The sequence below is a fragment of the Sphingomonas sp. GW821-FHT10F11 genome (assembly GCF_058809095.1).
This window is the reverse complement of record NZ_JBXASH010000001.1, coordinates 253,246-267,369: the sequence shown is the minus strand read 5'-3', so window position 1 is coordinate 267,369 and position 14,124 is coordinate 253,246. Positions and strand designations below refer to the sequence as shown.

At 65.9% G+C, this 14,124-nt stretch carries 12 protein-coding genes; 3 read left to right on the top strand and 9 right to left on the bottom strand.

The genetic code is table 11. From position 1 onward, the window contains the following. Positions 1-4: 4 nt before the first annotated feature. Genes rutD through rutB form a run of 3 tightly spaced genes read right to left on the bottom strand, consistent with a single transcriptional unit; the run spans position 5 to position 1,891 of the window. Positions 5-775 carry a pyrimidine utilization protein D gene (rutD, locus tag AC1RT8_RS01270; RefSeq protein ID WP_493073569.1) on the bottom strand — a complete coding sequence of 257 codons (771 nt, stop codon included), beginning with the start codon at positions 773-775 and terminating at the stop codon, positions 5-7. Beyond that, positions 775-1,158: a pyrimidine utilization protein C gene (rutC, locus tag AC1RT8_RS01265; protein ID WP_493073564.1), complete on the bottom strand. Its 384-nt coding sequence runs from the start codon at positions 1,156-1,158 to the stop codon at positions 775-777. The genes rutD and rutC overlap by 1 nt, the downstream gene beginning before the upstream one ends. 4 nt (positions 1,159-1,162) lie before the next feature. Further along, positions 1,163-1,891 carry a pyrimidine utilization protein B gene (gene rutB, locus AC1RT8_RS01260; RefSeq protein WP_493073559.1) on the bottom strand — a complete coding sequence of 243 codons (729 nt, stop codon included), beginning with the start codon at positions 1,889-1,891 and terminating at the stop codon, positions 1,163-1,165. 150 nt (positions 1,892-2,041) lie between these two features. Between rutB and AC1RT8_RS01255 the strand changes: the two genes are divergently transcribed. Further along, positions 2,042-2,713, top strand: coding sequence for a cyclic nucleotide-binding domain-containing protein (locus AC1RT8_RS01255; RefSeq protein ID WP_493073554.1), 672 nt, complete (start codon positions 2,042-2,044; stop codon positions 2,711-2,713). Between the two features lie 2 nt (positions 2,714-2,715). Here AC1RT8_RS01255 and AC1RT8_RS01250 read toward each other — a convergent pair whose 3' ends face one another. Both AC1RT8_RS01250 and dnaE read right to left on the bottom strand, forming a co-directional pair. Further along, entirely contained in the window at positions 2,716-4,323 is a 1,608-nt protein-coding gene (locus AC1RT8_RS01250; RefSeq protein ID WP_493073552.1) for a long-chain fatty acid--CoA ligase, read from the bottom strand. Between the two features lie 162 nt (positions 4,324-4,485). Then, the gene (gene dnaE, locus AC1RT8_RS01245) at positions 4,486-8,010 is read right to left on the bottom strand and encodes a DNA polymerase III subunit alpha (RefSeq protein ID WP_493073549.1); all 3,525 of its coding nucleotides are present in this window, start codon (positions 8,008-8,010) and stop codon (positions 4,486-4,488) included. A gap of 96 nt (positions 8,011-8,106) precedes the next feature. Between dnaE and AC1RT8_RS01240 the strand changes: the two genes are divergently transcribed. Then, the gene (locus AC1RT8_RS01240; protein WP_493073544.1) at positions 8,107-8,580 is read left to right on the top strand and encodes a MarR family winged helix-turn-helix transcriptional regulator; all 474 of its coding nucleotides are present in this window, start codon (positions 8,107-8,109) and stop codon (positions 8,578-8,580) included. Between the two features lie 27 nt (positions 8,581-8,607). On the opposite strand, the gene AC1RT8_RS01235 is transcribed toward AC1RT8_RS01240, so the two are convergent. Continuing rightward, entirely contained in the window at positions 8,608-9,447 is an 840-nt protein-coding gene (locus tag AC1RT8_RS01235) for a LytTR family DNA-binding domain-containing protein (RefSeq protein WP_493073543.1), read from the bottom strand. A 243-nt stretch (positions 9,448-9,690) separates the two neighbouring features. Here AC1RT8_RS01235 and AC1RT8_RS01230 point away from each other — a divergent pair, with 243 nt between their 5' ends. Next, positions 9,691-11,535, top strand: a complete 1,845-nt coding sequence (locus AC1RT8_RS01230) for a TonB-dependent receptor (protein WP_493073541.1) — start codon at positions 9,691-9,693, stop codon at positions 11,533-11,535. A 143-nt stretch (positions 11,536-11,678) separates the two neighbouring features. Here AC1RT8_RS01230 and AC1RT8_RS01225 read toward each other — a convergent pair whose 3' ends face one another. From AC1RT8_RS01225 to AC1RT8_RS01215, 3 genes are read right to left on the bottom strand one after another with little or no spacing between them, the layout of a single operon-like run. Continuing rightward, positions 11,679-12,158 carry a glutathione peroxidase gene (locus AC1RT8_RS01225; protein WP_493073538.1) on the bottom strand — a complete coding sequence of 160 codons (480 nt, stop codon included), beginning with the start codon at positions 12,156-12,158 and terminating at the stop codon, positions 11,679-11,681. Between the two features lie 48 nt (positions 12,159-12,206). Continuing rightward, on the bottom strand, positions 12,207-12,881 hold the full coding sequence (locus AC1RT8_RS01220) for an ABC transporter ATP-binding protein (protein ID WP_493073534.1): 675 nt from the start codon (positions 12,879-12,881) through the stop codon (positions 12,207-12,209). Then, positions 12,874-14,124, bottom strand: coding sequence for a lipoprotein-releasing ABC transporter permease subunit (locus AC1RT8_RS01215; protein WP_493073531.1), 1,251 nt, complete (start codon positions 14,122-14,124; stop codon positions 12,874-12,876). Before AC1RT8_RS01215 ends, AC1RT8_RS01220 begins: the two co-directional genes overlap by 8 nt.

Here is a 14,124-nt window from a genome sequence, read left to right as displayed (position 1 = left end):
GTTGTTAGCTCCCCAGAAATTCGAGCGCGAGTGAGTTGAAGGTAGCTGGATCGGTTACGTTGCAGGCATGGCCGCCCCACGCCATCGTCGCGAGCCTGGCCCGCGGCAGCCGATCGGCCAGCTGCCGCGCACAACGCGAAGGCACGAGCATATCGTCCTCCGACACCAGCACCAGAATATCTGCCGCCACATCGGCGGGCAGTTCGAACATCCGCGCCGCGCCGATCCGCTTTTCGAGGGTCTCGACAGGCGGGAAATGCGCCAGTTGATGCGCACCTTCCGCATCGAGCTGCGCGATATTCTCCGAAATCCAGTTGGCCGGATAGAGGAAGAATGGCTGGGCGCGGACATAGGCGGCCGGCCCGCGCCCGTGCAGCAGCTCAAGCCGCGTCTCGAAGCACCGCGCGAAATGCGGATCCAGGCTGGCCCAGCCGTTGATGACGACGATCTTGCCGATCCCCTGGAATATCCGTGCCAGTTCGAGTCCGATCAGCCCGCCCAACGCATGGCCGATGAAATGCGCACGCTCGACCCCAATCTCGTCCAGCAGCGCCAGCACATCCCCCGCCATGCTCGCAATGGTGAGGCCATCGGGCAGCGTCCGGTCACTACGCCCCGTCCCGCGATGATCGTAGAGCAGCACGCGATAGTCCGCGGCGAGGGCAGCCAGGTTCGGCGACCAATATCCCGCCGAGCCCCCCATGCCGGGCGAGAGGATGACGACCTCGCCATGCTCGGGCCCGTGCCATTCGTACCAGAGCCCGGCGGCCTGCATCAGCCGATATGCGCCACGCTGGCGATCTCGACCAGGCAATCGGGCTTCACCAGATCGCATCTGATGCAATAGCGCGCGGGCTTCGCGCCGGGGAAATACTCGGCATAAACCCCGTTGAACGCGGCATAATCCGCCAGATCCTTCAGGAAGATATGGTTCATCGCCACATCCGCCAGCGTCGCCCCGGCCGCCTCAAGCGTGATCCGGATGACGTCGAGCACGTGCCGGGTCTGCGCGGCGGCGTCGCCGACATGCAGCACCACCCCGCCCTCGCCCAGCGCCAGCACGCCTGACACATATACCGTGTTCCCCGCCCTGGCGCCGGCCGAATAGGGCGCGATCGGGGTCGGGAATTGCGGCGGGTTGATCGGTTCAAAGGGCATGGTTCTACTCCTTGGGGGCCTGGCCGAAGCTGCCGCAGAAATCGGCGACAGTGGAAACCCAGCCGAAGAATTTCTCGACATTGTAAACAGTCGCCTGCTGGATGAATTCAGGCCCCAGGTGATGAGTCGCATCCTCCAGCATCACTCCGAAATATTCGAGATGGAAGCCGTCGCGCAGGGTCGATTCCACACAAACATTGGTCGCGATGCCGACGAACACGATGTTCCGGATTCCCCGCGACCGGAGCGTGCTGTCGAGCTGCGAGTTGAAAAAGGCGGAATAGCGCGTCTTGTGCAGGCTGATATCGCCTGGCTGCGGCTTCAGCGCATCGACCAGCTCATAGTCCCAGCCGCCCCGCGCGAGCAGCGTGCCTGACAGCTCCGGCCGCCTGCGCATCGTCTTCAGCGCGTTGGACTTGTGCCAGTTGGGGGATCCCGGCCCGCCCGCCTCGACATAGTCCGGGTCCCAGCCATTCTGCAGATAGATCACCTGCACCCCGGCCCGGCGCGCGGTGTCGAGCACGGTCGCGATCTTGCCGATCGTGCCCGCCGCGCCCGAAATGTCGAAACCCGCCTGATCGACATAACCGCCGGGCGAGGCATAGGCATTCTGCATGTCGATCACGACGACCGCGGTTTCGCCGGGCGACAGGCGCAGCGCCTCGGGTCGGGCGGGCAGCGTCACCGCCCCCGCCGGAGTGCCCACTTCAACCGTCGCGCCTTCGTCCGTCACTCGTCAACTCCCGCGCACAAGGCGATGAATCCAGCCGGGGAACTTGAACCACTCGCGCCTTCGTCGCAAGCGTCGCAAGCTGGCTTGTACCGCGCCCGCGCTTTGCCCATGATGCGGTCACGGGTCGCTTTCCAACGAGGGAGCGCACGCATGATTTCAACCGATGCCCTGGTGCTGCAGCTTAGCTACGCTCTGCTCGTCGTCGCGTTGCTTGCGCGCACGACGCGGCGCATGCGGATGATGATCGCCGCCGCGGGCGTGGCGATTCTGGCGCATGCGGTCCTGCTTGGTGATTATGCCGGGCTGGGCTGGATGCTGCTTCTGCTCGGGGTATGGCTGGTCAAGCTCTGGGGAGACCGCACCGAGGGCAGGAAGATCCGTTTCACGCCGGTCGAGGAGGCGATGCGCCGCACCTATCTCGACGCGCTGCCACGCGGCGCGGCGCGCCAGTTCATCGACCTCGGCCTGTGGCTGCGCGGCGTCGCCGACGACGTGCTGACCAATGAGGGCGAGCCGGTGACCAACCTCTATTACCTCGTCAGCGGAGAGGCCAGCGCGACGATCAAGGGGCATGAGGTCGGCACCTGCCGCGCCGGCGACCTGATCGGCGAGGCGACCATCGTGTCGGGCGACGACGCCACCGCCACCGTCACCCTGACCGAGCCCTCCACCTTCTGGTGCGCGTCCACACCCACAGTGACCCGCTTCCTCGACGACCATGAAGGCCTGCGCAGCGCGATCGAGCGGAGCTTCTCCAACGCGGTCAAGGACAAGCTGCGCGCGGCCAATATCGCCATCGCCGATAAAGATCGCGCTGCCTGAGGTCAGGCGGCCGCCAGCTTGTAGTCCTTGAACCGCGCGCGAAGCTCGGTCTTGAGCAGCTTGCCGGTCGCGGTGTGGGGCAGGTCGTCGACGAAGACGATCTCGTCGGGCAGCCACCATTTCGCGACATGGTTGGCCAGATGCGCGGTGATCTCGCTCGGGGTCACCGCGCTGCCCGGCTTGCGCACAACCAGCAGCAAGGGCCGCTCGTCCCATTTGGGATGATAAATGCCGATCGCCGCCGCCTCCGCGACGCCAGGGCAGCCGACTGCCGCATTCTCCAGATCGACCGAGCTGATCCACTCGCCCCCCGATTTGATCACGTCCTTGGCCCGGTCGGTGATCTGCATCGTGCCGTCGGGATGCAGCACCGCCACATCCCCGGTGTCGAACCAGTTGTCCTTATCCACCGCGTCCGCATCGGCCTTGAAATAGCGCTTGATCACCCAGGGACCGCGAATCTGCAGCCGCCCCGAGCTGACCCCGTCGCGCGGCTGGACGACATCCTCGTCATTCACCACGCGGAGTTCGACGCCGAACGGGATCTGGCCCTGCTTGGAAACATGGTCGAGCTGGTCCGACAGGCTCATCTCGTCCCAATGGGCCGGCGGAGAACCTGCGGTACCGATCGGCGAGGTCTCGGTCATGCCCCATAGGTGCTTGACCGTCACGCCCATGCCCATGATCCGCTCGATCATCGCGCGCGGCGCCGCGGAGCCCCCGATCGTCACCTGCTGGAGATGCCCGGGCGCCTCGCCGGTCGCGTCCATATGCTGGAACATGCCGAGCCAGACGGTCGGTACGCCGGCCGAATGAGTCACTTTCTCCTGGTTCATCAACCGGCACAGGATCAGCGGGTCGTTGACCGCCGAATAGACGAATTTCGCTCCTGCGAGTGCGCCCGCGAAGGGCAGGCCCCAGGCCGCCGCGTGAAACATCGGCACGATGGGCAGCACGACCGCGCGCGACGAGAGATTGAACACCGCCGGCGCCACCTCGGCCATCGCATGGATCATCGTCGAACGGTGCTGGTAGAGTACGCCCTTGGGGTTCCCAGTGGTGCCGCTGGTATAGCAGAGCATGCACGGATCGCGCTCGGGCCCCTCGACCCAGGCATAGTTCCCGTCCTCACCCGCGATCAGCGCCTCGAACCCGTCAGGCCCGCCCCCTTCCGACTCATCCGGGTCGAACACCACATAATGCTCGATGCTGGTCCAGAGCGGCTTGAGCCGGTCGACCACCGGCTGGAACACTCGGTCGTAGAACAGCACCCGGTCGTCGGCATGGTTGGCGATATAGACCAGCTGCTCGTCGAACAGCCGCGGGTTGACGGTGTGGATCACCCCGCCCATCCCGATCGCGCCATACCAGGCGACGAGGTGGCGGCTATGGTTCATCGCCAGGGTCGCAATACGATCGCCCGGCTTGCAGCCCATTTTCTCAAGGGCTTGTGACAATTTCCTCGCATCGCGTGCGATACCGGCCCAGTCAGTCCTCGTCTCGCGTCCATCGGCCCAGACGCTGACGATCTCCCGGCCGCCATGCTCCCGCTCGGCATGCTCCAGGAGCCGCGGCACCCGAAGCTCGAAATCCTGCATTCCGCCCAGCATCGCCCTCTCCCGGCTTGTCCCACGGGGTATTGTCGTCCGCTTTGAGCGTGTTTGTACAGCCCCGGCCCTGTTTCGATCCCGTGCCGTTCACCACGACGCGATCAAGCGAACGTCATAAAAATCCTTCGCATCGTCAAGCCGGACACGGAACGGCAACATCCGTCAGCCGACCAGCGCGAGCCTCGTCTCGGAGGTCCTCAGCACCACGTTGCTGATACCCGGCAGTGTCTCGATCCTGGCCGCAAGCTCGCCGTCGAGCAGGAAATCCCGGCCAAGCAGCACGCGGGCCGCGCCGCCCTGGGGCAGCGCCGCATTGACCCACACCTCGCCCCGCGCCCCACGCGCCTCGGCGAGCAGCGCCCCGAGTGCCGCCATCGCCGCCGGAGTCTCCACCGACAGTTCGACCACGAAGCGCGCGGTGTTGGCGAGCGTTTCGAACGGCTGGATCCTTTTGATGCTCACGCGCGGGCTGTCCTCGCCCGGGCGGCGATCGAGCTCGACCGTCAGCAGCCCACAGCCGCCGTTGCGCGCAGCTTCTTCCAGGTCGGCCGCGACCATATCGTCGAAACAGGTGGCGATGAACTGGCCCGACGGGTCGGACAGGGTCGCCATCATGTAGCGCTTGCCCCGCGCCGAGGTCCGCCAGCGCGCATCCTCGACCAAAGCCGCCATCGTCGCCCCGGCCCGCGTGCCGTCGTCCGGGATTGAAAGCTCACCCAGCGCCGCGAAGCTGCGGGCGCCGTGCATTGTCGCCAGATGCCCGTGCCGGTCGACCGGATGCGCCGAGAAATAGAAGCCGAACGCCTCCTTCTCCTGCTCCATGCGCTGCGCCAAGGTCCAGCGCGCCGACAGCGGCAGCTTGATCGCCGGTTCGACCGCATCGGCGGTGCCGAACAAACCACCCTGCCCGCTGGTGCGCATGTCGTGCACGCGCGCCGCCGTGGCCAGGATCGTCTCCGCCGTCGCGAAGATGCCGGCGCGGTTGGCATCGATCGAATCGAACGCGCCCGCCGCCGCCAGAGTCTCAAGCTGCCGCTTGTTGAGCAGCCGCGGGTCGACCCGCCGGGCAAGGTCGTCGAGCGTCTCGAACGGCCCATTCTCGTCGCGTTCGGCGACGAGCTTTTCCATCGCCCCCTCGCCCACGCTCTTCAGCGCGGCGAGGGCATAGCGAACCGCCAGCCCGTCCGCGGTGCTCTCGACCGAGAATTCCGCCTCGCTGCGGTTGATGTCGGGCGGCAGGCAGGTGACGCCCATGCGCCGCATATCGTCGGCGAACACCCCGAGCTTGTCGGTCAGGGTCATGTCGAAACACATCGAGGCGGCGTAGAATTCCTCCGCATAATGCGCCTTCAGCCATGCCGTCTGATAGGCGAGCAGCGCATAGGCAGCGGCGTGCGACTTGTTGAAGCCGTAGCCGGCGAACTTGTCGATCAAGTCGAACAGCTCGTTCGCCTTGCCCGCCGGGATCTTGTTGACCGCGAGGCATCCCTCGACGAACCCGGCCCGCTGCGCGTCCATCTCCGCCTTGATCTTCTTGCCCATCGCGCGGCGCAGAAGGTCGGCCTGGCCCAGGCTGTAGCCGGCCAGGATCTGCGCGGCCTGCATCACCTGTTCCTGATAGACGAAAATCCCATAGGTTTCAGACAGGATGCCTTCCAGCAGCGGGTGCGGATAGGTGATGTCCTCGCGCCCGTTCTTGCGCGCGCCGAAGCTCGGGATATTGTCCATCGGGCCCGGGCGATAGAGCGAGACGAGCGCGATGATGTCGCCGAAATTGGATGGGCGCACCGCCGACAGCGTGCGTCGCATGCCCTCCGATTCGAGCTGGAACACGCCGACCGTGTCGCCCTTCTGGAGCAGTTTATAGACGCCCTCGTCTTCCCATTCGAGCGCGTCGAGATCGATGATGATGTTGCGGTTTTCGAGCAGCTGAACCGCCTTCTTGAGAACCGACAGCGTCTTCAGGCCGAGAAAGTCGAACTTCACCAGCCCGGCGCCCTCGACATATTTCATGTCGAACTGAGTGACGGGCATGTCCGATCGCGGATCGCGGTAGAGCGGCACCAGTTCGGCCAGCGGCCGATCCCCGATCACCACGCCGGCGGCATGGGTCGAGCTGTGCCGCGGCAGGCCTTCGAGTTTCATCGCGAGGTCGAGCAGGTGCTTCACCCCCCCGTCGCTCTTGTACTCGGCGAGCAGCTCGGAAACGCCGTTCATCGCGCGCTCGAGCGTCCAGGGGTCGGTCGGATGGTTGGGCACCAGCTTCGCCAGCCGGTCGACCTGGCCATAGCTCATCTGCAGCACGCGGCCGGTATCCTTGAGCACGGCGCGCGCTTTCAGCTTTCCGAAGGTGATGATCTGCGCGACCTGGTCGCGGCCATATTTCTCCTGGACGTAGCGGATCACCTCGCCGCGCCGGGTTTCGCAGAAGTCGATGTCGAAGTCGGGCATCGACACGCGTTCCGGGTTGAGGAAACGTTCGAACAGCAGGCCCAGCTTCATCGGGTCGAGATCGGTGATGGTCAGCGACCAGGCGACGACCGAGCCCGCGCCCGAACCACGGCCCGGCCCGACCGGGATGTCATGGTCCTTCGCCCATTTGATGAAGTCGGCGACGATCAGGAAATAGCCCGGAAAGCCCATCTGGATGATGACGTCGAGTTCGAACTCGAGCCGATCCCGATAGGCCTGGCGCCAATCTTCTTCTTTATTCCCCTGCTGCGTGCGGGAGAGGGATAAGGTCGCCGACAGCTCCTCGATCCGCTTCAGCCGTTTCTCCAGCCCCGCGCGCGCATCGACGCGCAGCGCCTCGGCCTCCGCCTCCGGATCGCCGGCCAGGCTGGGCAGGATCGGCTTTCGGTACGGCGCCATCACCGCGCAGCGCTGCGCCACGACCAATGTATTGGCGATCGCCTCGGGCAGATCCTCGAACAGCTGGCGCATGTCCTTGGCCGGCTTCATCCAGGCGTCGGGCGAGCTGCGTGGGCGATCCTCGCTTGCGATATAGGTCGAATTGGCGATGCACAGCATCGCGTCATGCGCATTGCCGAAATCCTGGTCGGCATAACAGCACGGGTTGGTCGCGACGATCGGCAGGTCGCGGGCATAGGCCAGGTCGAGCAGCCCCGCCTCGGCCCTGCCCTCGGTTTCGTCCAGCCGGCGGACCAGCTCGATATAAAGCCGGTCGTAGAACAGCGACTGGAGCCGGTCGGCATAGGCCATGGCTCGCTCGGTCTGCCCTTCCGCGATCAGCCGGGTGAGCCCGCCCTCGCCGCCCGCGGTCAGGGCGATCAGCCCGTCGGTCCTGCCCTCCAGCGCGGCGAAATCGACATGCGGCGACAATTCGAGCGGGCGGTCGAGGTGCGCGCGCGACACCAGCGCGCAGAGATTCTCATAGCCGTGCTCGTCCTGCGCGTAGAGCGCGATCCAGTCGATCGGCGCATCGACGCCCTCGGGCATGTCAGGCCGCGCGATGCCCAGCATCGTGCCGATGATCGGCTGCACGCCCGACGATTTGCAGGCGTCCGAATAGGCCATCGCCGCATAAAGACCGTTGCGGTCGGTCAGCGCCGCGGCGGGAAAGCCGAGTTCCTGCGCACGCTTGGCGATCGCCTTGGGCTCAATGGCACCATCGAGCATCGTGTAGGACGAAAAGATACGCAGGGGCACGAAGGCGGAATGCGGCATGTTGCGACTATGGGTGCCCTGGCCGATTCGGGGAAGTGTTACGCGATAAATTAGCTGTGGATTGCGTTCGATGTCATGACAATGTAAATGGTTGTCATGACATTAACTATCCACAAAGAGAGCGATCGCGTGCCTTATTGGCATGACCGCGTATCGCAAGAGCTGCAGAACGACCTTGAGCGGCGGTTCGCGGCCTATGGCGTAACGCCAGCCCAATGCCGCCTGCTTGCGGCGCTGGCACGGCACGATGCGGATACGGTTCGCGGCATCGCCACCGCCTTGCGGCTCGATGGCGCCGCGGTCACGCGCCTCGCCGACCGGCTTCAGGCCAAGGGCCTGGTGGCACGCGAGCCCGATCCTACCGACGGCCGCTCGGTCCGGCTCTCGCTCACCGAAGCGGGCGCCGATCTGGTGCCGCTGCTCGACGCTGAGGCAAGCGGACACGAGCGCGCCTGGTTCGGATCGCTCAGCTTCGCCGAACTGCGCCAGTACAAGCTCACCCTGGCCAAGCTGCTCCAGCGCGCGGGAACCGGCCCCGACGAGGTCTGGCTGCGGCGGGAACTTTATTAGGCGCTCATCGATGCCGTACCCCGCCCGCTAACGGGTGAGCGCGTCGATCGCGGCCATATAGCGGCGCCCGACGGGAACGCTGTTGCCACAGGCAAGGTGGATCAGCGCACGGCCTGCGGCATCGCGGCAGATTTCGCGGACATTGCGCATGTTGATGATCGTCTGACGGTGGACCCGGACGAAACCCATCGGCGCGAGCCGCGCGGCAAGCTCGCTCAAGGTCGCGCGGACGAGATGGGCGCGGCCATGCGCGACGATCTCGCTGTAATTGCCTGCCGAGCGGATCAGCACCACATCGTCGGCGCGGACGCGCAGCAGCGGCGCCTCGGGGAAATCCAGCCATTCGCCGGAGACCGGCGGCTCGGGCAGCGGCGGTGGCGGTGGCGCCGTAAGGGGCTGCCGGGGCGTCTGCCCCGCCACCTGCCGCTCCCAGGCAAGCAGCACGAGCAGCACCGTCGTGCCGAGCACCGCGGCGCGCGGCAGGAAGGTTTGAAGCGGCGGGATCAGCGCAACCTGTTCCGGGCAAGCCGGGTCAAGGCTCATCGCCGCCGATAGCTGCATGGCAAAGGCATCGGCGATCGTCACCGGCACGAAGGCAAGCACGACCAGCAACAGGCGCGATTGGTGGGGCGCCATCATCAGGTCGCGCAACCGATCCCGGAACGCCCAACCGATCGTCAGCACGGTCCCCCAGAGAAGCGCGTTGAACAGGCCCGTCTCGGCAGGTGCCGTTGCCGACGGCCGGTCGAACGAGGCCTGGCTGCCACGCATGCCATAACCGAGCAGAAAGGCGAGCGCCGCCATCACGGCGGCAGCGTTGCCGGAAAGGCGCAGGTCCAGAATCGAATCGCGGGGCCGTGTCGCCATGCCCGAACGATAGCTCACCTACGCGCGCGCGCGAATGTCCGTTCGTCACACCCGTGTGACGTTCGTCCCAAGCCCCTCCCGGACGCGCCGTTGGTGGGTGCATCCGGTCGTCGACAGGGGTGAATGAAAGGGACTTTGAGGATGCGTTTCTCCATCTGTTGCCTATCCTTGCTCGCCGCGCCAGCCGCCCATGCCCAGGTTCAATCACCAGTTCAGCCAGCGCCGCAGCCACAGGGACGCGACGTGGTCCGCGCCGCCGACGACGCGTTCGGGCGGCGGATCGGGGTCGAGGATGTTGGGCTGTACAGCGAGGGGGAGGTGCGCGGCTTCGACCTGCAGAGCGCCGGCAATTACCGGATCGAGGATCATTATTTCGTACGTGCGACCGGGCTGATCCTGCCGCTGACCGAAGGCACGGCGATCCGCGTCGGCGCCAACGGCCTGCGCACCGATTTCGCCGCCCCCTCGGGCGTGGTGCAATATGACCTGCCCGACGCGGCACCCGGTCTGCGCGCGACGATCGAAAGCGGCTGGTGGGCCGGCTCGGGTCCGATCACCCTCGCCCGTTTCGCCGCAGGGACGCATGACGGCAGTCTCAGCATTGCCGGCGGGGTCCAGCTCGCCCCGAAACAGGATTACACCGACGGCACCGGCGGCGATTTCTTCGCGATCGGGGCCATCCCGCGCTGGTCACCCCTGCCGGGCGTCCGGCTGACCGCGCTCGCCGGCCATACCTGGTATGAGCGCGGGGCGGACACCGTGTTCGCGACGACCGGCGGCGTGGCACCGCCGCGCGTGAAGCGCGATGTCGCGCGATCGCCCGACTGGATGGAACCGCGCGACGAGACCAACGCGGCTGGCCTGATCGCCGATGTCGATGCCGGCCGGGGCTGGACCTTCGGCGCCTCCGCCTTCGTCTCCGAGATCATCAAGGAGCGCGGCGTGTTCAACCTGATCCGCTTCCCCGGCGGTGGCGCACCGGCCGAGGAAAGCGGTCTCCTGTTCCGCGATGAGCGCGCCCGCTCCTTCTCCGCCGAGGTGACCGCGACGAAGAGCTTCTCGACCGGCAAGCTCGATCACCGGGTGATCGCCATGGCGCGGCGGCGAGACAGCATGACGCGCAGCGACCCCGGCGCGCCACTGGCGCTTGGCCAGTTCCCCGATGTCGATTCGCCGCCCGTGATCGCAAAACCGCCGGTGACCTTCGACCCGCGCCGCACCCGCGATGATGTCGGCCAATGGGCAGGCGGCCTCGGCTACCGCCTGTCGATCGGCGGCGTGGCCGAGATGCGCGGCGACGTGCAACGCGCCGAATACACCAAGCAGGTGCGGGCGCTTGACGGACAGACGACCCGCGAGACCACGCGCCCCTGGCTCTACAGCGGCTCGGTCACCGGCGCCCTCACGCGCCAGCTCACCGCGTTCGCCAGCTATGCGCGCGGGCTGGAGGAAGCAGGCGTGGCACCCGGCAACGCGTTCAATCGCGGCGCGGTGCTGCCCCCGGGCATGTCGCGCCAGGCCGAGCTCGGCGTGAAATATGCCATTCCCGGCGGCCCCTCGCTGATCGCCGGCCTGTTCGCCATTTCCAAGCCGATGCCCGGCCTGAACGCGAACGGCGTCTATGAATTCGTCGGCGAGGTGCGCCATCGCGGAGCGGAGCTGTCGGTCGCCGGACCGATCACGTCGCGCCTCAGCGCTGTCCTGGGCGCTACCTTTCTCGACGCGCAGATCAGCGGCGAGCTGGTCGATGCCGGCGTGATCGGGTCGCATCCGATCGGGCGGCCCGAACGGATCGCGCTCGCCAACCTCACCTGGCGCGTGCCGGGTGTTGAGGGCCTCACGATCGATGGCGGGGTCAATTATCGCGGAGAGCGCTACGCGAACCGCCAGAACAGCGCGACCCTGCCCGGCTATGCCATCGCCCAGGCCGGCCTGAGGGAGCGCTTCACGATCGAAGGCAAGCCGGTGACGCTCCGGGCGCGCGTGACTAACCTGTTCAATCGCTTCGTGTGGAATGCCAACAGCGCCGGGCTCTTCACGGTCAACAGCCCCCGCGCCTTCACCCTGACGCTGACGGGCGAGATGTAGAGACGTGTTAAATTGTCAGACAAATTATGCCAGAATGTCAGTGACCCTCATGACATTTCCAACGCTGCGCGCCCGTGATTCAAATGGTCCGCCCGGGCGCGTAGATCGGGCGTCGGGGTTCATTCCCGACGCTCTTTCTCAGATTAAAGCAGCTTCTCGATATCGCTTTCGATATCCTCGGGCTTGGTCGTGGGCGCGTAACGCGCGACCGTCTTGCCGGTGCGGTCGACCAGGAACTTGGTGAAGTTCCACTTGATCGAGGTGGAGCCCATCAGGCCCGGCGCTTCTTTCCGCAGCTTTTCGAACAGCGGATCGGCGTTCGATCCGTTGACGTCGATCTTGGCGAAGACCGGGAAGGTCACGTCATAGGTCAGCGAGCAGAAATTGGCGATCTCTGCCGCGTCGCCCGGCTCCTGCGCGCCGAACTGGTTGCACGGAAAGCCGAGGACTTCGAACCCGCGATCGCGATATTTGCGGTGCAGCGCCTCGAGCCCTTCATATTGCGGGGTGAAGCCGCATTTCGATGCGGTGTTGACGATCAGCAGCACCTGCCCGGCATAGGCCGAAAGATCGGCGGGGGTGCCATCGGCTGCCTTCACGCTCATCTCGGTAATCGCGCTCATCGCTGCCTCTCCTCGTGACGCGCCATCAGATACTCCGGATTGACGCCTTCATGCCAGCCTGCCCTCGTGCAACCTCACCACCCGGTCCATCTTCAGCGCCATGCGTTCGTTATGCGTCGCGACCAAAGCGGCCGATCCCTCGCCGCGCACGAGGCGGAGGAACTCGGCGAGCACCACATCGGCGGTCGCCTCGTCGAGATTGCCGGTCGGCTCATCAGCCAGCACCAAAGCCGGCTTGTTGGCAAGCGCCCGCGCGACGGCGACGCGCTGCTGCTCGCCGCCGGAAAGCTGGCTCGGCCGGTGAGACAGCCGGTGGCCTAGACCGAGCGAGGTCAGCAGCGACGTCGCCCGTTCGTCCGCTTCGGCACGGGTCCGGTCGCGGATCAGCTGGGGCAGCACGACATTCTCGGTCGCGTTGAAATCGGGCAGCAGGTGATGGAACTGGTACACGAAGCCCAGATAGTCCCGGCGCACCATGGTGCGGCCATGTGCGTCCAGCCGCGCCGCTTCCTCATCGGCGATGCGGATCGATCCGGTGAATCCGCCTTCGAGCAGCCCCACCGCCTGGAGCAGGGTCGACTTGCCCGAGCCCGACGGGCCGAGCAGCGCGACGATCTCGCCCTTCTCCACCGTCAGGTCGACGCCGCGAAGCACTTCGATCGTCTCGCCGCCCTGGGTGAAGCTGCGGGTCAGGCCGGTCACGGCCAATACGGGCTTATTCATAACGCAGCACCTGCACGGGATCGGTGCTCGCCGCCTTGAACGCGGGGTAGAGCGTGGCGAGGAAGGTCAGCAGGAACGCGATCAGCACGATCGCGATCATCTCGACCGGATCGGTCTTGGACGGCAGCAGCGTCAGGTAACGGATATTCGGATCCCACAGATTCTGCCCGCTGATCCACTGGACGAAATCGACCACATTCTGGCGGAAGACCAGGAAGGTGAAGCCGAGTACCAGTCCGGCAAGGATGCCGAGCGACCCGATCGTCGTGCCGACCGTCATGAAAATCTTGATCATGCTCTTCCGGGTCGCGCCCATGGTGCGCAGGATCGCGATGTCGCGGGTCTTGGCGCGCACCAGCATGATCAGCGACGAGGCGATGTTGAACGCCGCGACCAGGATGATGATGCACAGCACGCAGAACATCACGACCCGCTCGATCGCCAGCGCCTCGAACAATTGCGCGTTCATCGTCCGCCAGTCGGCGATCACCGCCCTACCCGCGACCTTGTCGGCGAGCGGCGCCAGGGTCGTCCCGACCTGGTCGGCATTGACCGTCTGCACCTCGATCATGCCCACCGAATCGCCCATCATCAGCAGGGTCTGGGCGTCCTGCATCGGCATGACGACATAGGCCTTGTCGTAATCATAGACGCCGATCTCGAAGATCGCGCCGACCGTATAGGAAACGATGCGCGGCACCGTGCCGAACGGCGTGGTCTGCCCCTGCGGGCTGATCAGCGAGATCTCGCTGCCGACCTGAGCGCCCAGCGCCTCGGCCAGCCGCGATCCGATCGCAATCCGGTTGCTGCCATCGGTCAGGCTGGCGAGAGAGCCCATCACCACCTTTGAGCTGATGATCGGGTTACGGCGGATATCCTCCACCCGCATGCCGCGCACCAGCACTGCCTCGACCCGGCCGTTATAGCTGGTCATCAACGGCTGCTCGATCAACGGGGTCGCACTGGTCACGCCGGGAGTCGCCTGGGCGATCTTCACGACGTCGCGCCAGTCGGGCAGCTGGCCGCCAATGCCCTGCACCACCGCATGGCCGTTCAGCCCGACGATCTTGTCGAACAGCTCGGCGCGGAAGCCGTTCATCACGCTCATCACGATGACGAGCGCGGCGACTCCGAGCATCACCGCGCCGAGGCTGAAGCCGGCGACGAGCAGGATGAACGCCTCGCCCTTGCCCGGCAGCAGATAACGCCGGGCGATCATGCGTTCGTAGCGCGACAGGATCAT

What these genes read in the sequence shown, in the direction of transcription:
- AC1RT8_RS01220 (WP_493073534.1), bottom strand. Translation starts at nt 12,881, where the DNA reads ATGAATAAGCCCGTATTGGCCGTGACCGGCCTGACCCGCAGCTTCACC.
- AC1RT8_RS01215 (WP_493073531.1), bottom strand. Translation starts at nt 14,124, where the DNA reads ATGATCCTGTCGCGCTACGAACGCATGATCGCCCGGCGTTATCTGCTG.
- AC1RT8_RS01255 (WP_493073554.1), top strand. Translation starts at nt 2,042, where the DNA reads ATGATTTCAACCGATGCCCTGGTGCTGCAGCTTAGCTACGCTCTGCTC.
- AC1RT8_RS01250 (WP_493073552.1), bottom strand. Translation starts at nt 4,323, where the DNA reads ATGCTGGGCGGAATGCAGGATTTCGAGCTTCGGGTGCCGCGGCTCCTG.
- rutD (WP_493073569.1), bottom strand. Translation starts at nt 775, where the DNA reads ATGCAGGCCGCCGGGCTCTGGTACGAATGGCACGGGCCCGAGCATGGC.
- dnaE (WP_493073549.1), bottom strand. Translation starts at nt 8,010, where the DNA reads ATGCCGCATTCCGCCTTCGTGCCCCTGCGTATCTTTTCGTCCTACACG.
- rutC (WP_493073564.1), bottom strand. Translation starts at nt 1,158, where the DNA reads ATGCCCTTTGAACCGATCAACCCGCCGCAATTCCCGACCCCGATCGCG.
- AC1RT8_RS01240 (WP_493073544.1), top strand. Translation starts at nt 8,107, where the DNA reads ATGACATTAACTATCCACAAAGAGAGCGATCGCGTGCCTTATTGGCAT.
- AC1RT8_RS01225 (WP_493073538.1), bottom strand. Translation starts at nt 12,158, where the DNA reads ATGAGCGCGATTACCGAGATGAGCGTGAAGGCAGCCGATGGCACCCCC.
- AC1RT8_RS01235 (WP_493073543.1), bottom strand. Translation starts at nt 9,447, where the DNA reads ATGGCGACACGGCCCCGCGATTCGATTCTGGACCTGCGCCTTTCCGGC.